Annotated in this window: 15 protein-coding genes; all 15 read right to left on the bottom strand. The window is 38.4% G+C overall.

The genetic code is table 11. The annotated features are described in order from the left end of the window. Nucleotides 1-12: 12 nt before the first annotated feature. The 15 genes from uvrA to prfB all read right to left on the bottom strand — a co-directional run bounded on the left by uvrA (nucleotide 13) and on the right by prfB (nucleotide 22,164). The gene (uvrA, locus tag BN1206_RS03105) at nucleotides 13-2,853 is read right to left on the bottom strand and encodes an excinuclease ABC subunit UvrA (RefSeq protein WP_052542902.1); all 2,841 of its coding nucleotides are present in this window, start codon (nucleotides 2,851-2,853) and stop codon (nucleotides 13-15) included. Further along, nucleotides 2,843-4,891, bottom strand: coding sequence for an excinuclease ABC subunit UvrB (gene uvrB / locus BN1206_RS03100; RefSeq protein WP_052542901.1), 2,049 nt, complete (start codon nucleotides 4,889-4,891; stop codon nucleotides 2,843-2,845). Before uvrB ends, uvrA begins: the two co-directional genes overlap by 11 nt. Before the next feature lie 100 nt (nucleotides 4,892-4,991). Beyond that, nucleotides 4,992-6,716 carry a phospho-sugar mutase gene (locus BN1206_RS03095; RefSeq protein ID WP_013437490.1) on the bottom strand — a complete coding sequence of 575 codons (1,725 nt, stop codon included), beginning with the start codon at nucleotides 6,714-6,716 and terminating at the stop codon, nucleotides 4,992-4,994. A 108-nt stretch (nucleotides 6,717-6,824) separates the two neighbouring features. Further along, entirely contained in the window at nucleotides 6,825-8,618 is a 1,794-nt protein-coding gene (locus BN1206_RS03090; protein ID WP_052542900.1) for a glycoside hydrolase family 13 protein, read from the bottom strand. Next, nucleotides 8,618-11,029, bottom strand: a complete 2,412-nt coding sequence (locus BN1206_RS03085) for a glycogen/starch/alpha-glucan phosphorylase (RefSeq protein ID WP_052542925.1) — start codon at nucleotides 11,027-11,029, stop codon at nucleotides 8,618-8,620. Before BN1206_RS03085 ends, BN1206_RS03090 begins: the two co-directional genes overlap by 1 nt. Nucleotides 11,030-11,054: 25 nt before the next feature. After that, complete coding sequence (gene glgA, locus BN1206_RS03080) at nucleotides 11,055-12,485, bottom strand: glycogen synthase GlgA (RefSeq protein WP_022087384.1); 1,431 nt, start codon at nucleotides 12,483-12,485, stop codon at nucleotides 11,055-11,057. Between the two features lie 10 nt (nucleotides 12,486-12,495). Next, nucleotides 12,496-13,638, bottom strand: a complete 1,143-nt coding sequence (glgD, locus tag BN1206_RS03075; protein WP_013641662.1) for a glucose-1-phosphate adenylyltransferase subunit GlgD — start codon at nucleotides 13,636-13,638, stop codon at nucleotides 12,496-12,498. Then, nucleotides 13,628-14,773: a glucose-1-phosphate adenylyltransferase gene (locus BN1206_RS03070; RefSeq protein ID WP_013437485.1), complete on the bottom strand. Its 1,146-nt coding sequence runs from the start codon at nucleotides 14,771-14,773 to the stop codon at nucleotides 13,628-13,630. The genes glgD and BN1206_RS03070 overlap by 11 nt, the downstream gene beginning before the upstream one ends. An 11-nt stretch (nucleotides 14,774-14,784) precedes the next feature. Then, the gene (glgB, locus tag BN1206_RS03065) at nucleotides 14,785-16,692 is read right to left on the bottom strand and encodes a 1,4-alpha-glucan branching protein GlgB (RefSeq protein WP_022087385.1); all 1,908 of its coding nucleotides are present in this window, start codon (nucleotides 16,690-16,692) and stop codon (nucleotides 14,785-14,787) included. Between the two features lie 181 nt (nucleotides 16,693-16,873). After that, nucleotides 16,874-17,803 carry a thioredoxin-disulfide reductase gene (trxB, locus tag BN1206_RS03060; protein ID WP_013437483.1) on the bottom strand — a complete coding sequence of 310 codons (930 nt, stop codon included), beginning with the start codon at nucleotides 17,801-17,803 and terminating at the stop codon, nucleotides 16,874-16,876. A gap of 76 nt (nucleotides 17,804-17,879) precedes the next feature. Beyond that, nucleotides 17,880-18,899 (bottom strand): NAD(P)H-dependent glycerol-3-phosphate dehydrogenase, encoded by a 1,020-nt coding sequence (locus BN1206_RS03055; RefSeq protein WP_013641660.1) that lies wholly within the window; start codon nucleotides 18,897-18,899, stop codon nucleotides 17,880-17,882. Nucleotides 18,900-18,944: 45 nt separating this feature from the next. After that, nucleotides 18,945-19,784: a prolipoprotein diacylglyceryl transferase gene (gene lgt / locus BN1206_RS03050; RefSeq protein ID WP_013437481.1), complete on the bottom strand. Its 840-nt coding sequence runs from the start codon at nucleotides 19,782-19,784 to the stop codon at nucleotides 18,945-18,947. Continuing rightward, nucleotides 19,777-20,745, bottom strand: coding sequence for an HPr(Ser) kinase/phosphatase (gene hprK / locus BN1206_RS03045; protein ID WP_013437480.1), 969 nt, complete (start codon nucleotides 20,743-20,745; stop codon nucleotides 19,777-19,779). Before hprK ends, lgt begins: the two co-directional genes overlap by 8 nt. A gap of 15 nt (nucleotides 20,746-20,760) precedes the next feature. Continuing rightward, the gene (locus tag BN1206_RS03040) at nucleotides 20,761-21,039 is read right to left on the bottom strand and encodes a hypothetical protein (RefSeq protein WP_013437479.1); all 279 of its coding nucleotides are present in this window, start codon (nucleotides 21,037-21,039) and stop codon (nucleotides 20,761-20,763) included. 8 nt (nucleotides 21,040-21,047) lie between these two features. After that, a protein-coding gene (gene prfB / locus BN1206_RS03035) for a peptide chain release factor 2 (RefSeq protein WP_165443882.1) occupies nucleotides 21,048-22,164 on the bottom strand; the annotation gives its coding sequence in 2 pieces (ribosomal slippage) (nucleotides 21,048-22,091 and nucleotides 22,093-22,164; 1,116 coding nt in all). Nucleotides 22,165-22,200 lie beyond the last annotated feature (36 nt).

The following is a 22,200-nucleotide window of genomic DNA, read 5'->3' as shown; positions in this document are numbered from 1 at the left end:
ATAACTTCTAATTTATTTTTGCGCTTCTTCGGTTAACTTCGTATCACGCTCGAGTACTGGCTTAAGGTATTGACCAGTATAGCTTTCCTTAACTTGAGCGACCTCTTCCGGTGTACCTGTGGCAACAACTTGACCACCACCATCACCGCCTTCAGGACCTAAGTCGATTAACCAGTCGGCATTCTTAATTACATCAAGATTATGTTCAATGATTAAAACGGTGTTTCCTTCATCAACCAAGCGTTGCAATACTTTAAGCAAGCGTTTGATATCATCTGTATGCAAACCAGTAGTTGGTTCATCAAGAATGTAGAAATTTTTACCGGTAGATAATTTTTGCAGTTCTGCGGCCAACTTCATTCTTTGAGCTTCGCCACCAGAAAGTGTCGTAGCAGACTGACCTAATTTAACATAGCCCAAACCTACATCGACAATCGTTTGCAACTTGCGTTGAATCTTAGGGATATTTTCAAAGAACTTGCATGCTTCATTGATCGTCATATCTAGCACTTGAGCAATATTCTTACCACGGTAGGTTACTTCAAGTGTTTCTGAATTATATCTGCTGCCATGGCACACTTCACAAGGTACATAAACATCTGGCAAAAAGTTCATTTCAATTTTAATGATACCATCACCGTGACAGGCTTCACAACGTCCGCCTTTAACATTGAATGAAAAACGTGCCTTGGTATAACCACGCATCTTTGCTTCATTGGTTTGAGCAAAAAGCGTTCTAATATCATCAAAGACACTGGTATAAGTTGCAGGGTTACTACGAGGAGTTCTACCGATTGGACTTTGATCAATATCAATAATCTTTTCGATATTCTTGTAACCTTTGATCGACTTATATTTACCAGGTTTAGTGGAATTATTATTTAGTTTCTGTGCTAAAGCTCGCTTCAAAATCATATTAACTAAAGTTGATTTACCTGAACCAGACACGCCACTAACTACAATAAATTTACCTAATGGGAATTTAACATCAATATTCTTTAAATTGTTTTCTTGTGCGCCAGTAATTGTAATAAATTTGCCGTTGCCCTTACGACGTTTTAATGGCACTGGCACGAACTTTTTACCAGAAAGATATTGACCTGTTAGTGAATTAGGATTCTTTTCTACTTCTTCTGGCGTACCTTGTGCCATCACTTTACCACCATAGACACCGGCACCTGGTCCCATATCTACCAAATAATCGGCTTGGCGCATAGTCTCATCATCGTGTTCAACCACAATCAGTGAATTGCCTAAATCGCGCATGCGTTTAAGTGATGCAATCAAACGATCATTATCACGTTGGTGCAAACCAATTGAAGGTTCATCTAAGACATACATAACACCAGACAAGTTAGAACCAATCTGCGTAGCCAAACGAATTCTCTGAGCTTCTCCACCAGACAAAGTATTGGCTGAACGAGAAAGGGTCAAATAATCAAGTCCAACACTATCCAAGAATGAAAGACGATCTTTTACTTCTTTTAGAATTGGCTTGGCAATCACAGTTTCTTGTTCGCTAAACTTTACGCTCTTAAAGAATGCCAATGCTTTATTAATAGACAAATCTGAAGCTTCGGCAATATCCTTGCCCATAACTTTGACTGCCAATGCCTTTTCATTAAGACGCTTGCCATGACAAGTAGCACAGGTTAATTCAGTCATGTACTTGCCCATTACGTCACGCATAAATTTAGACATTGGTCGTCTGTAGCGTCGTTCAACATTAGCCATTACGCCCTCGAATGGTTGCGTTGTATCATTAACACCAAAATCGCCAGTAACATGGAATTTTACCGATTTAGTAGAACCATGCAAAACGATGTCTCTTTGACGCTTAGTTAATTTATTAAATGGCTTGTCCATTGGAATCTTCAATGCGGTACAAGCTTGTTCAAGCATTTCTGAATAATAATTAGAAGTCTTCCATGGAGCAAGTGCCCCTTCAGCTAAAGTCAGACTTTTATCGGGAACAACCAAATCTTCATCAACGGCAAGCTTTACTCCTAAGCCATCACAGTCAGGACAAGCACCAAATGGCGCATTAAATGAGAACAATCTTGGTTCCATTTCACCAACTGTAAAACCACATTTAGGACAAGCATAGTATTCAGAGAAGTTCATCATTTCGCCGCCAATGACATCAACGTTCATGTAACCATCTGACAAACGCAATGCGGCTTCAACTGAATCAAATAAACGAGACTTAATACTGTCTTTAACGATTAAACGGTCAACCACGATATCGATTGAGTGACGCTTATTTTTCTCAAGATTAAATTCTTCGCCAATCTCATGCATTTCGCCGTCAACGATGACACGGACATATCCGGCACGTTGAACTCGCTTGAAGACTTCCTTATGTTCACCGCGTTTAGCACGAACTACAGGAGCTAGTAATTGAATCTTGGTTCTTTCGGGCAGCGCCATAATTCGATCAACCATTTGATCAACGGATTGTCTTTCAATTAAAGTGCCATCATTAGGACAAATTGGGTGACCCACTCTAGCCCAAAGAAGACGTAAATAATCGTTAATTTCAGTAACCGTTCCTACAGTTGAACGAGGGTTATGTGAAGTAGTCTTTTGGTCAATTGAAATAGCAGGATTTAAGCCATCTATTGAATCAACATCTGGCTTATCCATTTGGCCCAAAAATTGTCTAGCATAACTAGACAGTGATTGTACATAACGACGTCTACCTTCGGCATACAACGTATCAAATGCTAAAGAACTTTTACCAGAACCAGACAAACCGGTAATTACTACTAACTTGTCTTTAGGAATGGTTAAATTAATATCTTTTAAATTATGTTCACGTGCACCGCGAATAACAATTTTATCATTTGCCATTAAAATTCTTCCCTTTTCTTGTCTTCGGCTTTCTTGATGATGACTGCAATTCCATAATTGCATCCCGCAAATTAGCAGCTTCTTCGAAGTCAAGCTTCTTGGCAGCTTCCTTCATCTGCTCTTGCAAGTTCTTGATCATATTCTTCTTTTGCTTGGCTGTTAACTCATCAAAGTTCAAATCTGCAAAGCTATCGGATTTTTCTTCCTTAGCATCTCCAGCAGGCTTAGTAACCGAAATTACATCTTGAATTGGTTTAATAATCGTCTTAGGCGTAATACCATGCTCTTTATTAAATTCTTCCTGAATCTTACGCCGTCTCTTAGTGGCCTTAATCGCTGCCTTCATGGAATCAGTAATCGTATCAGCATACATAATTACCTCACCGTTGGCATTACGAGCAGCACGTCCCATCGTTTGAACCAATGGTCGATATGCACGTAAAAAGCCTTCCTTATCCGCATCTAGAATTGCCACTAAGGAAACTTCTGGTACATCGATCCCTTCACGCAAAAGGTTGATACCGATTAAGACATCAAACTTGCCTAGTCGCAGATCACGCAAAATTTGCATTCGTTCTAGCGTCTTAATATCTGAGTGCAAGTAACGGACCTTTATTCCTAAATCCTTCAGATAATCGGTCAGATCTTCAGCCATCTTCTTAGTTAAAGTAGTAACAAATACACGCTCGTTGCGATCAATTCGCTTGTTAATCTCACCAACCAGGTCATCGATTTGCCCTTCAATTGGCCTTACTTCAATCTTTGGATCTAGTAAACCAGTTGGTCGAATAATCTGCTCTACCTTGTGGTCCGTTCTTTCAAGTTCATAATCACCAGGAGTAGCAGATACGTACAAAATTTGATTTACATGTTTCTCAAATTCAGACAACTTAAGTGGACGGTTGTCTAAAGCTGATGGCAAACGGAAACCATAATCAATCAAAGTCTTCTTACGATTGCGGTCACCATTATACATCGCACGAATTTCTGGCATAGTCGCGTGAGATTCGTCAATTAAAATTAAGAAATCATCTGGGAAGAAATCGAGCAAAGTATATGGTGGTTCGCCGGCTTTTCTACCTTCCATATGACGAGAATAGTTTTCAATCCCATTAGTATAGCCAACTTCGCCCATCATTTCCATGTCATACGTGGTTCTTTGCTTAATTCTTTCAGCTTCAAGCAATTTACCCTCGCCCTCGAACTTTTTGACTTGCACTTTCATTTCCTTAGAAATCGCCTTAAGTGCGCGCCTCATTTGTTCGTCATTAGTCATAAAGTGCGTTGCTGGGAAAAGCGAAATACTTTCACGTTCGCCAATTACTTCACCAGTCAAAGAATCAACTTCCACAATACGATCAATCTCATCGCCGAAGAATTCAATTCGATAAGCGTGCTCAGAGTTACCGGCAGGGAAAATTTCAACCACATCGCCACGCACACGAAAACGTCCACGTTGAAAGTCAATGTCGTTACGGTCATATTGCAAGTTAACCAAATCACGCAATAAGGTATTGCGTTCATATTCTTGACCTTCATGAATCATTAACACGCTGCGAGCATATTCTTTAGGATCACCCAAACCATAAATACATGATACTGAAGCTACCACAATCACGTCGTTACGTTCCATCAAAGCTGATGTCGTGGCGTGACGCAACTGATCGATTTCATCGTTAATTGATGAGTCTTTTTCAATATAGGTATCAGATTGTGGTACATAAGCTTCTGGTTGGTAGTAATCATAGTAAGACACAAAATACTCAACGGCATTATGTGGGAAAAAGCCCTTAAACTCGCCGTAAAGCTGACCAACCAAGGTCTTGTTGTGCGTAATTACCAAAGTGGGTTTATTAAGCTTGGCAATAATATTGGCCATAGTAAAAGTTTTACCAGTACCAGTTGCACCTTCTAGGATTTGTTCTTTATAACCTTTTTTAAAACCAGCTGTTAATTCATCAATAGCTTGCTCTTGATCTCCAGCGGGTTTAAATTTAGATACTAACTCAAACTTCCGATCTTTTTGTCGTTTAATCATAAATTTCTCCTCAAGAAAAAAGTTGGACTTGATGCCCAACTTTTCAACTAGTATTTATATTTTACTACCGCGAACGTGCTTTCGCACTAAATATGCTTAATTATTTTAGAAGCTCAGCCAAAGCTTTTTGGTAATCTTCAGCAGCTTTTTCTGCAGTTGCAATGTCCTTCTTGTTGACACCTACATAAGCCTTAATAACAGGTTCAGTGCCTGATGGACGAAGTGCAACCCAAGTTTCATCGTCCAAGAAGTACTTCAAAACGTTTGATTCTGGGAAACCTTCAAGTGGAGTTACCTTACCATCTTCAACAGTTTCTTTCTTCAAGAAGTCTTGAATCTTGAGTACCTTGTGACCATTAATTTCGGTCAAGTGTTCATTACGCAACTTGCTCATCAATTCTGCCATCTTCTTTTGACCGCCAATACCTGGCATTTCAATGGCCTTGGTGATTTCATATGCGACACCATACTTCTTCCAGATTTCTTGTAAACCATCGAAGACAGTCATGCCACGTGAAGCGTAGTAGCTAGCAACTTCAGCAAACATCAGTGCGCCTTGCATAGCATCCTTATCACGTGCAAATGGTTTGAACAAGTAACCATAACTTTCTTCAAAGCCCATCAAAAACTTAGCATCGCCAGCCTTGTTCATGCGGTCAACTTCTTCACCGATATACTTAAAACCAGTCAAAACATGCTTGGTCTTAATGCCAAAGGCCTTTGCAATCTTAAATGGCAAAGCACTTGAAACTACTGAAGTAACAATTTCATAGTTGCTACTCAACTTGCCATTTTCTTTAAGGTGAGCAAGTAAGTAGTAAGCCATCAAAGTAGCGATTTGGTTACCAGTTAAAACTTTAAAATCGCCGTCAGCTTTTCTAACTGCAGCACCCATTCTATCTGCATCTGGGTCAGTAGCAATAATGACATTAGCATTTACTTTATCAGCAAGCTTGAATCCTGGCTCAAATACATCACGATATTCTGGGTTTGGCTTAATAGTTGTTGGAAATTCTGGGTCGATAATTGATTGGCTTGGAACAGGAATGACGTTATCAAAACCACCTTGTCTAAAGGCACGGTCGTAAAGCATCTTACCAGTACCATGAAGTGGTGTGTAGATAATCTTCAATTTATCGGCATTTGCCTTAACCATGTCCTTATCAACAGTAACTTGCTTCAATTCGTTCAAGTAATCTTCATCGACGTCTTCACCGATTAATTGTAAAGTGCCGTTTGCACGAAGTTCCTTAACTGGTGCAGCTTTAACACCAAAAATATCGGTAACTTTTTGAGCATAGCTAAACAAACGATCAGCATGTTCTGGTGCCATTTGTGCACCATCTTCACCATAAACTTTGTAACCATTGTATTGTTTAGCATTATGAGAAGCAGTAATGTTAATCCCTGCAAAAGTATGTAAATGACGAACCGCATATGAAAGTTCAGGGGTTGGTCTTAAGTCATCAAATAAGTAAACGTGAATGCCATGTGCTCCAAGTACGCGAGCTGCATGTCCTGCAAATTCTCTTGAGTGATATCTTGAGTCAAAGGAAATTGCGACACCACGTTTTTTAGCTTCTTCACCGTTTTCTTCAATTAAACGTGCCAAGCCTTCAGTAACTCGGCCTACAGTGAATAAATTGATTCTATTGGTACCCGGTTCAAGGCGTCCTCTCATCCCTGCAGTACCAAAATTAATATCTTGACCAAAGGCATCTTCAACCCATTTTTCATCTTTGCCCAATTTATTTAATTGATCCTTTAAATAATCAGGTAAGTTAGTAGCATTTTGCCATTCTTCATAAATTTCTTTAGCGTCCATTTTGTCCTCTATTTCATTAAATCTACATAATTGATGGATTAACGCTGTCTTTTTACTATCAATGTTTTCTATTATCTCTTATAATTATAAAACTAAAAATTTATTTGTTTAACCTATATTTGCTTTTCTTGGTATTTTCCTAAGGATGCTATCTTCACCGGAGAGTTTCGTCTGATCTAACTCAGCTGCCACTTCTTCTGCAATAGTTTTAGGCAAACAATAGAAAGCAAAGTTTTCTTTAGCTAAAACAGTTTCTGCTTTATTTTTGTTAATACAATAAACCATAATGACTTTTTCATCATATCTGACAATTGCATTAATTCCTGTTGCTATACGCAAAAAGCCAATCTTGCTTTTTACCAGCACCGGATTTTGTTTTCGCACATTAATCCATTTGCTAACTTGTGCAATTAGACTACGACTCTCGCGTCCCCATGGGAAGAAGCGTCGATTATCAGGATCTTTATCACCAATTAATCCGGCTTCATCCCCATAATAAATGCAAGGTACGCCTGGCAGCATAAACATTAAGCCAAAGGCCAATAGCACCAGCTTTTCATCATTTTGCAGTGCTGTTTTAATCCGCACAGTATCATGCGTACCAATGTTGTTCAAACAGTTTCTTAAAAAGTTAGTTGGATAGTGTTCTACTAATAAAGCCAGCTTATTCATCAACGCTATCTCGGCATCACTATTTTCACTTGTTAACAGACCAACGATAAAGTTACGTACGGGGTAATTCATAACTCCGGTTAAATTATCACCGAAAGTATACGGCCGATACTCACTATTTACGAATTTGTCTGAGGCATCTTCCCATACTTCACCAATCATCACCTGACAATTTTCCTTCATCAGACGGTTGCGAATATTGCGTAAAAAGTCCATCGGCAATTCATCGGCGACATCTAAGCGCCAACCATCTACTTGATCCTTCATCCACTTGGCTAATACGCCATGATCACCATATATAAAATCTTGGTATTCTGGATTACTCTTATTAACTTCAGGTAAAGACGATACGCCCCACCATGATTGGTATTTTTCAGGATAATTAATAAAGTTAAACCAAGAATAATAATGACTGCTCTTATCCTTAATAGCCTCTTGGAAATAAATACTCTCTTGTCCTACGTGATTAAACACGCCATCTAGTAAAAGATGCATGCCATTTTGATGCAAATCATGAATCAAACCGCGCAGATCATCTTCATCCCCGAGCATGGGGTCGATCTTCATATAATCAACCGTATCGTAGCGGTGATTGCTGGTAGCTAAGAAAATCGGGTTCAGATAGATAGTATTTACGCCTAGCTTTTTTAGGTACGGCAGCTTTTTTCGAATTCCGGCCAAGTTGCCACCAAAAAAGTCCCAACGCGTAATTTCTCCTCGACTATTCTTGATGTAATATGGCGTATCTTCTTCAGTTGCATACAAGAAACTATTCTTCTTGCGTCCCGTGACTTCACCATAAGGATTACCATTAGCAAAACGATCAGGAAAAATCTGATAAACTACGCCCTGATCATACCAATCAACTTGCGGTACCTTGCGCTCATAACAAATTAATTGATATTGCTTCAAGTTGTGATCATCCTGCCTTAATCTGCCTTGGCCGAAGAGCCCTTGATCTACATAAAACATCTGATTATTCTGCTTAATGGCAAAATAATAATTATATAGACCGGAGCTGCCAACTCTTACCTGAGTCTCATACTTTTGAGTCTCATCATTGTAATTCATGGGATAGGCGACTGGATCTTCATTAAGTTTAGTTAGCCACAGATCTGCTTCTTGCACTGGCTGATCGATTGCGATTGCCCACGTTACTAAAGTATTGGCCTGAATTGCTCCAAAAGGAGTTTTATATTGTTTTTGCCAAGAATCATAAGTTACTTTCATTAGCGATCAACTTTTTCAATCTTTAGTTTCTTTAAATGCCAAATATCTTGAGCATAGCGTTCAATTGTTTTATCTGAATCAAACCGTTCTGAGTGCGCAATATTGACTAAGCTCATTTGTTGCCATATGCGTTTTTGTGCCCAAGTTTGTTCAACTTTTTTTTGTGCCTTCAAGTAAGCTTCAAAATCAGCTAATACCAAGAATTGCTCGTTATCTGATAAGAAGTTGTTTACCAAAGCTTGTCCTTCTGATGAGCAGTTAGGAACCGTACCATCAATTAACGCATCAACAGCCTTCTTCATTACAGGATCTTCCTCATACATCTTTCTAGGATGATATGATTTTTCGGCATAATACTTGTAAACTTGATCCTTGTTCAAACCAAACGTGAAGATATTTTCTTCACCAACAGCATCTTTGATTTCGATATTTGCACCATCCATTGTGGCTACAGTTAAAGCACCGTTAGCCATCAATTTCATATTGCTGGTACCACTAGCTTCTTTAGTTGTAGTAGAAATCTGTTCGCTGATATCTGCCGCAGGAATAATTTTTTCAGCTAATGAAACGTTATAGTTTTCAAGGAAAACAACTTTTAGCTTGCCGTGAATATCTGGATCATTGTTGATCATATTGGCTGTTTCATTGATTACCTTGATAATTTGCTTAGCAAATACATAACTTGGAGCAGCCTTGGCACCGAAAATTATCACTCTCTTTGGGTGATCAATTCCAGCCTTCAAATCTTGATACAGTTTCAAAATATGCAACAATTTCAAAGTTTGACGCTTATATGCGTGCATTCGTTTGACTTGAACATCAAAGATTGCAGTTGGATCAATCTCAATACCAGTTTGTTCCTTCACAAATTTAGCCAGCTTCTTCTTGTTGTCTAACTTAATTTCATGAAGTTGGTTCAAGACCTTGGTATCGTGGTAATACTTTTCAAAATTAAGCATCTTATTGCTATCGCTACGCCATTCTTTACCGATAGTTTGATCAAGTAAATCAGACAATTCAGGGTTAGCGATCTGGAGCCAGCGACGCAAGGTAATACCATTGGTCTTGTTGTTGAAGCGTTCAGGATAAAGATTGTAGAAGTCTTTCAAAACTTCAGTTTCTAGTAATTGCGTGTGAAGAGCAGCCACACCATTAACTGAATGTGAGCCAATAATAGCTAAGTGGGCCATTTGAACTTGACCATTCTTGATAATTCTAGTTCGATCAATTACTGCATCTGACACACGACCCTTTAGACCTTCACAATAACGACGGTCAATTTCAGTAATGATTTGCATGATTCTTGGTAAAAGTTCTGACATCATGTTGACGTCCCATTTTTCCATTGCTTCTGCCATAATCGTGTGGTTGGTGTAGCTCATTACCTTTTGAGTAATATTCCAAGCAGTATCCCAGTCCACGCGATGTTCATCAACCAACAAGCGCATCAATTCGGCAATTGCCATTGCTGGGTGAGTATCGTTAATATGCACTGCAACGTAGTCTGACAATTGAGCAAAGTTCTTATTACCTAATTTGGTAATGTAGTAGTCCAAAATACTTTGCAAACCAGCTGAAACAAAGAAGTATTCTTGCTTTAACCTTAATAAACGGCCTTCGTAGTTTGAGTCATCTGGATAAAGAATTGAGGTTAAATCTTCTACACGACGACGATCTGAAATAGTTGGATAGTTTAATTCTTCCTCAGGTGGAATTTCTGCATCCCATAAACGCAAGGTATTAGTCAAACCATCTTGATAGCCGACAACCGCAACATCATATGGTACGGCACGGACTACTCTTTCGCCTTCATATTGCGGAATCAGCCAACCATTGTCTTCAACCATGTTGACCTTGCCACCGAATCTTACTAAGACAGATTTACTCTCTCTTCTAACTTCCCAGTGGCCTTCTTTTTTAAGCCAATCATTAGGCAATTCACGTTGGTAACCATTAACGAACTTTTGCTTAAACAAACCATACTTGTAACGAATACCGTTACCATTTCCTGTATAGCCAGTAGAAGCTAGTGAATCCATAAAGGCGGCTGCCAAACGGCCTAAACCACCGTTACCTAAAGCCATATCTGGCTCATACTCTGCAATTTTATCTAAATCTAAACCTAAGTCGCTCAAAGCCTCTCTAACTGTCTTTAACCAGCCTAAATTAAGCAAATTGCTCTTTAATAAAGTACCTGGCAAAAATTCAATTGAGAAGTAATAAACTTGTTTTTCTTTTTGCTTAGTTTCTGCAATACGAGTACGACGCCATTGTGGTGCATAACCATCTCTAACAATTGCACTAATTGCCGCAAACAACTCACTAGTAGAAGCGGTATCGATATCCTCTTCATAGTAGTCGTTTAATTTACGCTTAAGTCTATTTTTAAATTCTTCTTTTGTTAATTGCATTTTTCTCTCGTGTTCTGCTAAATATTTAGCCAATCAATTCTCCGTACATCCACTTATATTTATCAGCGGAATTCTTCCATGAGAAGTCGGATTTCATTGCAATTTTTTGCATCTTAAGCCAATTATCTTTTTGCTCATAAACTGTCAGCATCTTCTTGATTGCTTGAACCATTTGATAGCCATTGAATTCTCTAAAGCCAAAACCGGTACCTTCGTTTTTGGTTTTATCGTAAATCCAAACAGTGTCTGCCAAACCACCAATTTGATGGACAACTGGCAAAGTACCATAACGCAAGGAAATTAATTGTGATAAACCACATGGTTCAAATGCGGAAGGCATCAAGAAACTATCGGCACCTGCATAGATTCTTTGCGCTAATTTAACATCAAAGGCTAAAATCACCTTTAACTTGTCAGGGTAACGCTTAGCAATCTCAGTCAAATTGTGTTCATAGTATGGATCACCATTACCTAAGATCACCATTTGAACATTGAATTGCATAATATTATCCAATTCTTCAAGCAAAAGCTGACATCCCTTTTGCGCAGTTAAGCGTGAAACCATCCCAATCAAAGGAACTTTTGGTTTAATTGGCAACCCAACTTCCTTTTGCAAAGCAATCTTGTTCTTTAACTTACGGTGCAAATGGTAAACACTGTAATCGGCTTTAATAATTGGATCAGTCTTTGGATCGTATTTTTCAAAATCAATCCCGTTTAAAATACCTGTCAACTTGTGTGAACACATGCGTAAAATTCCATCTAGCCCTTGACCAAATTCAGGAGTTTGAATTTCACACGCATATGATGGACTAACCGTAGTAACCCGGTCCGCATATAAAATTCCTGTCTTCATCCAGTTAACATCGTTATCCATTCTAACGATACCGCTGTCGAACCAGTCATAACCTAAACTAAAGAAGTCTGGCAAAGTCTTGGCATTATATTTTCCTTGAAATTCAAGATTGTGAATTGTCAAAACGGTTTTAATGCCCTTATACGCACCAACAAAACCCCATTTTTCACGCAATAAAAATGGAATAAAAGCAGTATGGTAGTCATTACAATGCAAGACATTTGGAATAAAGTTAAAGCGTTCCATCATCATAATTACTGCTTGTTGGAAGTATGCATATCTTTCACCATCGTCGTAGTAGCCATAGATACCTGGACGCTTGAAATAATATTCATTATCAATAAAGAAGTAAGTTACACCCTTACGCTTCAAGGTGAACACGCCACAATATTGATTACGCCAACCTACAGGGACAATAAAATTGCCTTGATATTCTAATTGCTTGCGATATTTTTCAGGCAAATCTTGATACAAAGGAAGAACAACGCCAACATCTACGCCTTCCTTAGCCAATTGATTAGGCAAGGAGCCTAAAACATCTCCTAAACCACCTGTTTTAAAAAATGGTACACATTCTGCGCCTGCAAATAAAACTCTCACGATTGTCTCCTTATTCATTAATCAAATCTTTAGTTAAAATGGTGCCTTTTTTAACTACAACAGGCTGTTGAGGCGTTCCTTTAACTGTTACATTTTTCTTGATTACTACATTTTTATCGATGACTGCATATTCAACCTGGCTTCCAGGTTCAAATTTGCAGTTTGCCATTACAATTGAGCTCTTAACCTGACTATTCTTAGCAACCTCAACTCTTCTTGAAACGACACTAGAGTCAACTGTCCCCTCTATTCTACATCCAGTTGCTAGCATTGAATTCTTCACTTGTGAACCTTTAGCAAAATATGTGCCGACTTCATTTCGAATACGAGTGATAATCTTTTGATTGCCATACAGCAATGAATCGCGCTTTTTCTTATCTAACATTTCCATATTTGCTTTGTAGTAGCTAGCCAAATCATGAATGTTGTGTAAGTAACCAGTATATTCGTAAGCATGGGTACGATATTTAGCAGCTAAGCTAGCCAATCTTTGACCAATATCTGTTGAAGCACCACTTCTTTGGGCCTTTTCTAGTTCAGTGATCAACCATTTAGTATCCGCTACATAAATACTCAAATCTAAGTTGTAGCGATCTGGGTTTTGCGTATCAAGAGCCTGTTGACAAGACATGATGGTATTTTCTTCATCCAAAATAAACAATTGATCATCTGGAGCAATATTATCTTCGCTTACGCGCTTAAATACCGCCGTGATTTTATTTCCATCTTCTTGGTGAAAATTAAGCACTGATTGTAAATCAAAATTACCAATCATCTTATTTTCAATGTAAACAGTGTATGGGGTGTTGGCAGTTCTTAAGAAGTTTAATAAATCATCAAAATAGGCATTCCCGCTGGCTTGTTTTTGCATTAGTTTTTGATAAAAATCAAGATACTCATATGAGCCAATGGTATCTAAGCCCCATTCTTTACTGCCACCTAAGTGATCTAAATAGGATCTAACTTTTTCTTGGTTAATCAAAGTGTAAACACTATTAACCCCAGCATTAACAATACTTGAAAGTGGGAAATCCATCACACGATATTTCCCTGCAAAATATAAAGTTGACAATGAACGTTCTTCTGTTAATGGGAGCAGTTCATTATATTCATGTTGATTACTAAAAATAGCAGCCATCTTATTAGTTTTCATTTGGCAATACTCCAATTCTTTCTGAATTACCGACTACTTCAATCTTATCTTCATTTCCTTCGATTACTGCTCCATCACCAATTTGAGCATTTTCACCAATAATCGCGCGCTTGATCACTACGTTTTTACCGATCTTTACACCTGGCATGATGACAGAATCGACAATTCTTGAATTTCTTTGTACGTCAACATTAGTCGAAAGAATAGAGTGCTCAATTACACCGTCAACATAACAACCATCAACGATCATTGAATTTGAAACTTGAGCATTTTCAGTAATTACTTGTGGTGGTGCAATTGGGTTCTTAGAATAGATACGCCATGAACGATCATGCAAATTCAATCCGTCGCTACCATCAAGAAATTCCATATTGGCTGCCCACAAAGAATCAATTGTTCCAACGTCTTTCCAGTAACCAGAGAATTGGTATGAAAATACACGTTCATCACTCTTTAAGTAATATGGAATGACATTTTTACCAAAGTCAATCATGTCATCATTGGTAGTAAAGGCCGTGGTTAAAACATCACGCAATCTCTTCCAGTTAAAAATATAGATTCCCATTGAAGCGTGATTGCTCTTAGGTTTTGCTGGTTTTTCCTCAAATTCGGTAATCCGGCCACTAATGTCTGAATTCATGATACCGAAACGAGACGCTTCTTCCCAAGGTACATCAATTACAGCCACAGTTAATGAAGCATTGTTTTTGATATGTTCTTCCAACATATCTTCGTAATCCATCTTATAAATGTGGTCACCTGACAAAATTAAGACATATTCAGGATCTTGGCTGTCAATATAATCAATATTTTGATAAATAGCGTGTGCCGTTCCCTTGAACCACTTGCTTCCAGCATTATCAGTATATGGCTGCAAAATAGTGGCACTAGAATCGAGACCATCTAAGCCCCAACTTGCCCCATTACCAATATGTTTATTCAGTAAAAGTGGTTGATACTGAGTAATAATGCCAATATTTTTTACACCAGAATTAGCACAATTGCTCAATGTAAAGTCAATAATTCTGTAACATCCACCAAACGGTACAGCAGGTTTTGCTTGATTATTCGTCAGCTTTCCTAATCTTGTTCCTTTTCCTCCAGCTAAAATTAAGCCCAACATTTTGGTACTCATTTCTGTTTCCTCTATTTCTTTCTTCTATTTCTTCTTTTGATGTGAGCATCGAGTGGTTTTAAAATTATTGCGCTAAAGCCAGGCAAATCTAGCTCAATCTGATAATCCAGATTCTTAAATTTCTCTTGCTTGGTCGTCATAGTCTGAATGTTTTTATCCCAGGTGCCGCCAAATTCTTTTCTAGCAGTATTAAATGCTTCTTGATACTTGCCAGAATATGGCACACCAATTGAAAAGTGTTTTCTTTCTACGGGCGTAAAGTTCAAAATAACGATGACAAAATCATGTCTAATTTTCCCTTGACGAATAAATGTTAAAACCGATTCGTCTTTATTGTCTGCATCAATAATTTGTACAGACTCATCTTTTTGCTCTAATTGCCATAATGATGGCTCATTTAAGTAAAATTCGTTCAGCTTTTGATCAAAATATTGCATTTTTGAATTAAGCTCATCATTTAATTCGGCCCAATCGAGCGCTTCGTTATAGCGCCATTCCAAATACTGACCAAATTCACTACCCATAAAGAGTAGTTTTTTACCTGGATAAGTCATTTGCAGCGTCAATAAATTTCGCAGTTGTGCAAATTGTTTATCCCTTGGCCCAAACATTTTATTCATTAAGCTACGTTTGCCGTGAACTACTTCATCATGTGATAAAGGTAAAATAAAGTTTTCGCTCATCCGATACATAAATGAAAATGTCGTCAAATTAAAGTGGTATTTTCTAAATAGTGGGTCCATTTGATAAAAGTTCAGAATATCGTTCATCCAGCCCATATTCCACTTAAAGTCAAAGCCTAAGCCACCATCTTCAATTCGACCGGTAATTTTTACTTGAGCAGAACTTTCTTCCGCAATCATCAAGCACTCAGGGTGCAATCCTTTAATGGTGCGATTAAGTCTGCGTAAAAATTCCATTCCTTCCAAGTTGCGGTTGCCACCATATTTATCCGGCTTCCATTCACCAGGTCCACGATCATAATCGCGGTAAATCATATTGGAAACGGCATCTACTCTCAAACCATCAAGGTGATAAAATTCAAGCCAAAATAGCGCACTTGAAAGTAAAAACGATTGAACTTCTGGTTTGCCCAAATCAAAATTCAATGCGCCCCAACCTTTATTTTCTGCACGCCATTTTTCACTAAATTCATAGCATGGTGTTCCATCATAATAAGCTAATGCATCATCATTGATGCAAAAATGTCCAGGTACCCAATCTGACAACACGCCAATATTTTCCTGATGGCATGCCTCCACAAAGTCTTGCAGCTCTTGTGGCGTTCCATAAGTACGCTCCAATGCATAATAGCCAATAGTCTGGTAGCCCCAAGATGCATCAAGGGGATGCGCTGTCAGCGGCAAAAATTCAATATAATTGAATCCCTGCTTTTTCACATAAGGAATTAATTCTCGCTGCAAATCTCTCAAGGTGTAAAGAGAACCATCCTCATGTCTTTTCCACGAACTAGCATGTACTTCATAGATATTGATTGGACGTGCAAAGTGGTTAGAGCGTTTATTGCGTCCCAGCCAGGCCCCATCATGCCAGCTTTTGTCAGGTAATTCAGTAACTACTGCCGCATTGCCTGGACGTGGTTCAAGTTCTACTGCCATCGGATCCATTTTCATGACTTCACGGCCATCAGCCTGTTTAACCAAAAATTTATACAGTTGCCCAGTCTGTGGCAGATCAGTTTTTATTTGCCAAACTCCATTACTCGTGAGCTGCATCGCCAGTGTCTTATTCCAATCATTGAAATCGCCTACTAGCCATACTGCTTGTGCATTAGGAGCCCAAACTCTAAAAACATAGCCGCTATCTTTACGATGGCAACCTAAAATTTCTTGCAATTTTAGCTCATGACCCGAAGCAAAATCCTCAATTCGTTGTTTAACTTTCACCATCTTTCCCATCCTGCTTTCTCCAGAATCGTTAAAATAAATGTTAATTTTCAGAAAGCGCTTACTTTTCATTGTAAAAAAATAAGTTATCACTTCGACTTCTATTATAAACTAATTATCCTCCTTTTAAGCAAAAAAAATAAGAGTTTACTATATTATTAGCAAACTCTTATTTATCTTTTACTAGATTTAGTTAATCTTTTAAATCTTGGTAGTAATTGTAAGCAGCTTGGCCAGCTACAGAACCTTCACCAACAGCATTAGCGATTTGGCGTAAATCTTTATCACGAACATCACCCAAAGCAAAAATACCAGGAACTTTGGTTTCCATATGCTCGTTAGTAGGAATCCAACCTTGTTCATTCAAAATACCCAAGTTTTCGAATGGTTTAGTTTGTGGCAAAACACCAACATAGATAAATACACCAGCAGCTTTAATTTCTTTTTCTACGCCAGTTTCTTTATCACGACACTTAATGCCAGTTACACGAGTTCCATCACCAAGAATTTCTTCTGTTTGAGCATTCCAAACAAATTTCATCTTCTTGTTAGCAAAAGCACGCTTCTGCAAAGTTGGTTGTGCACGTAACTTGTCACGACGGTGAACTACAGTAACGCTCTTAGCTAATTGTGAAAGGTAGATTCCTTCTTCAATAGCTGAGTCACCACCACCGATCACAACTACATCTTCATCTTTAAAGAATGCAGCATCGCAGACAGCACAGTATGAAACGCCTCGGCCTGAATATTCTTCTTCGCCTGGGACATTCAAATGACGATGATCTGAACCAGTGGCAATGATCAAAATAGGTGCACGGTATTCCTTGTCATCATCAGTTTTGACAACTTTTTCATCCCCATCCAATTCAACGGATTGGACATTGCCGTACTTATAATCTGGCTCAAATTTCATCAAAGTATCATACATTTTTTGACTAAGTTCTGGTCCCTTAATTTCTGTGAAACCAGGATAGTTGTCAATTGCATCAGTATTGTTCATTTGGCCGCCGTATGGACCACGGTCAAGTACTAATACGTTTAAGTTGGCACGCGTAGCATATAAGGCAGATGTCATACCACCAGGGCCCGCACCAATAACAATTGCATCATATTTATCAGCCATAATTTTCTCCTTTACTTATTTTTTATAAGTAAATCATACTATAGATTTAAATTTTTGCAATTGTTTTGCTTACAAATTATAAACTAATTTCTGGCTTTGGTGCTCTACCCATCATTTTCTTGATTTCAGTAGCTACATCTGCATTTTCGTAAAGAACGCGGTAAATAGCTTCACTGATTGGCATATCGATGTGCTTTTCTTCGCTAAGTTCATGGACAGCCTTAACTGTAGTAGCACCTTCAACAACTTGACCCATGTTCTTAAGTACGTAGTCAAGAGTCTTACCTTCACCAATTTGCTTACCAGCACGCCAGTTACGTGAGTTAACTGAGGTACAAGTTACGATCAAGTCACCAATACCTGACAAACCACTGAAAGTCATTGGCTTAGCGTTAAAGTAGTTAACACCTAAACGAGTAATTTCTGCTAAACCTCTAGTCATAAGGGCAGCCTTAGCATCATCGCCATAGCCTTGGCCTACTAAAATACCAGCAGCGATAGCAATAACGTTCTTAACGGCACCACCAACTTCAACACCAATTAAATCGTCGTTAGTGTAGAAACGAACGTAATCATTTGAAAAGATCTTTTGAACCTTCTTAGCATTTTCTTCATCAGTTGAAGCACATGCAATAGCGGTTAAGTCCTTTTGAGCTACGTTTTCTGCGTGACTTGGACCAGAGATAGCTACGATCTTGTCTTGGTCATTAGGATAAATTTCTTCAGTTAAAATTTCTGAAATAAGCTTCTTAGTACCTGGTTCAATACCCTTGGTAGCAGTTACTAAAAGTGGCTTGTTGCCAGTCTTGTCTAAAACTTTACGTACTTGCTTAGCAACAATTCTAACAGCCTTGGTTGGCAAAACAAATAATACCAATTCTGCACCGTCAAGTGCTTCTTCCAAGTTGCCAGTTGCCTTAGTAGTTTCGTTTAACTTCCAGTCCTTCATGTAGTGACTGTTAGTGTGCTTAGCATTAATTTCTTCATTAACGCTTTCAATATTACCGTAAAAAGTTACGTCATTGCCATTGTCGGCCAACATTGAGCCTAATACTGAACCCCATGAACCGTTACCTAAAACTGCAATCTTTGTCATTTTTTATCTCTCTATCCTTCTAAACTAGTACCTTTAATAATCTAACTAATCTCTTGTATACGGATATTTTAACCCGCTACCCTCTAAATACCATTTAGGTTTAACAACTTTGCGTCGATAAATCCATAAAATAATTGTAGCAATAAAGAGGACTAAACTTAATGCCTGTGATACACGTATTATACCAAAAATGTATAGGCTATCCGTTCTCATCCCCTCAACAAAGAATCTAACTACACTATACCAAAGAAGATACGTCATGAAAACTTCACCTTGTTTAAAAACGTGTTTTTTATGACGCAAGGATAAAATTAAAATCAGACCAATCAAATTGAAAAATGATTCATATAAGAATGTTGGTTGATAATAGGTTCCACCAATCTTCATTTGCTGAATAATAAATTCTGGCAAGTGCAAACTTTGTAAAAAGTGCAAGGTTGTAGGACCACCGTGAGCTTCCTGGTTAATGAAGTTGCCCCAGCGTCCTAAAATCTGGGCGGCCATCACTCCTGGCGTGATAATATCGAGCATCAAAAATGGTGGCAATTCTCTTTTATAACAAAAGACCAGCAGCACTATCAAACCCGCGATCAAACCACCATAAATGGCAATTCCGCCATTCCAAATAGCGATTATTTGATCAGGATGCTGCGAATAATAGCCCCATTCAAAGATGACATAGTAAATTCGTGCACCAACATAGCCTAACGGCACGGCCCATAAAAGCAGATCTACAAAGTCATCAGGGATAATGTGTCTTTTTTTACCTTCATTAATCGCCATAAAAGCGGCTAAAATAATGGCTACTGCCATAATGATGCCGTACCATTTGACACTTAAATTTCCTAATTGAAATGCCACCGAGTTAATCACTAGTTTAGTCATCGTGATGCACCTTATTTGTATCTTCTTTAGAGTGCTTTGAGATTAAGCTAGTCAAATTATTATCAAAGGTTTTAGTTGCATCGTAACCCATCTTCTTAGCTCTGAAGTTCATAACTGCTACTTCGATGATAATTTCGATGTTGCGTCCTACCTTAACTGGAATATTAACTTGTGGAATAGCTACGTTGCAGATTTCACGCGTATTTTCTTGGAAGCCCAAACGGTCGTAGTTAGCCTTAGGATCCCAGTTAACCAAATTAATGACTAGTTGAATTTCGGTTCTATTCTTAACAGCACCAGCACCAAACAAGTTCATAACATCGATAATACCGATTCCTCTGATTTCCATTAGGTGCTTTAGGATCTTTGGTGCTTCACCAACAACTGTGTTGTGATCCTTTTGGAAGGCATCTACACGGTCATCCGCAATTAATCTGTGGCCTCTTTGAACCAAACCTAAGGCGGTTTCAGATTTACCAACACCAGAAGCACCTGTTAAAAGGACACCCATACCCTTAATTTCGACCAATACACCGTGGATACTAGTTCTTTTTGCAAGACGGGCACGCAAGTATTCGGTCATGACACTAGAAATATAGGTCGTTGATTCACTAGTTTGCAAAATTGGAATGTGTGCTTTTTCTGCTGCATCCGATAATTCTTCTGGAACTGGAAGTGAACGTGAAATCAAAAAACAAGGAGTGGCTTTAGTAGCCATCTTAGTAAATACATGTTTTCTAATATCATGATCAAGTCGAGCCGCATAAGAAATTTCAGTCCGTCCGAGAAGTTGAATACGTTGTGCAGGATAAAAATCAAAATAGCCGGTTAATTCTAGACCTGGACGATAAATATCTGAAACCAAAACATCTTTATCCTTGATGTATTCTTCGCCTTGATAAATCTCAAGAATGCTTCTGTTATCTTGAACTAATTTGCTTAACTTAACTTCACTGGCCATGATAATGCCTCCTAACTATTTATCATCATCAATATCTTTGATAGTCACATTACGAGCCCGTTTTCTAGTATTTTTTGGTTCAGGCTCACTAGCTTTAAACCAATCAAAGTAAGTTCCACTAGCTGGTACTCTATTTTTATTTCTCTTACCTGAAATCCAAAGAACCAACCACATAACTCCAATGGCAATTAAAGCTACCGGCAAAAGCAAAATAAATGCTTTAAAAAATACAAACAACAAACTCAAAATAATTAATGCTACTAAAACAAGTGTTACAATTCCTAAAAAACTCATTTTTTCACCTATTCCGGATTTTCTTGACTAAGCAGCCATTGTAAATATGAATAAATAAATGGTTGTAGCTTCCCATCCATTACACCATTAGCATCGGCAGTTTCATAGCCCGTACGCAAATCTTTTACCAAATTATAAGGATGGAAAACATATGACCGAATTTGCGAACCCCAGCCGATTTCCTTTTGATCGCCTTTCAAAGCTTGTTTTTGCTTACGCTTTTTCTCTTCTTCCAAATGGAAAAGCTTGGCTCTCAATTCATTCATGGCAGTTTCGCGGTTTTGAAGCTGTGAACGCTGAGCCTGTGAGGTTGTCACAATTCCAGTTGGCAAGTGCGTAATTCTAACGGCACTAGAAGTCTTGTTAATGTGCTGACCACCGGCACCACTTGAACGATAAACATCGATTCGCAGATCTTTAGGATCAATATCAATTTTAATACTGTCATCGATTTCTGGAATCACTTCAACGGAAGCAAAAGAAGTGTGCCGTCTCTTAGCTGCATCAAACGGCGAAATTCTGACTAACCGATGGACACCATTTTCAGATTTAAGCATCCCGTAAGCATTTTTGCCGACAATTCTGGCACTTACACTCTTTAGTCCTGCCTCTTCACCAGGTTCATAGTCATTGATCTCAAATTTAAAACCTGCACTATCGCAATAACGTTGGTACATCCGCAAAAGCATCTGACCCCAGTCCATCGCTTCTGTACCACCTGCACCTGGGTGAATTTCCATCAGCGCATTATGACTATCGTATTTGCCTGATAGCAACAAATCTAGCTCATAATTGTGGAATTCATCTTGCAGAGTGGCCAAGTCTTCTTCTGTTTCTTTTTGCAAATCTGGGTCAGGCTCTTCACGCAATAACTCAACTGCGGTGCTTTCATCCTCATAGCCTTTTTGCAGTTTCAAAAAAGAGTCACGTTTTTCTTTTAAAACGTTGTTTTCACTGATCAGCTTTTGCGCTTTTTCCTGATCATTCCAAAAATCAGGCTGGGCCATTTTAGCTTCGTTTATTTCAATGCTTTCATCAATCGCATCAAGGTCAAAGAGACCCCCTAAAGTGATTTAGACGCTTTTTCAACTCGTCTAACGCACTTTGAATTTCACTAATTTCCATAGTTTTTTCCTTTTTCTATTACAAAAAAAGGGAAGC

This window comes from Lactobacillus sp. OTU4228, assembly GCF_001006945.1.
In the GTDB taxonomy this organism is placed as follows: domain Bacteria; phylum Bacillota; class Bacilli; order Lactobacillales; family Lactobacillaceae; genus Lactobacillus; species Lactobacillus amylovorus.
The sequence above is the reverse complement of the archived record's forward strand: the minus strand, read 5'-3'. Positions and strand labels throughout refer to the sequence as shown.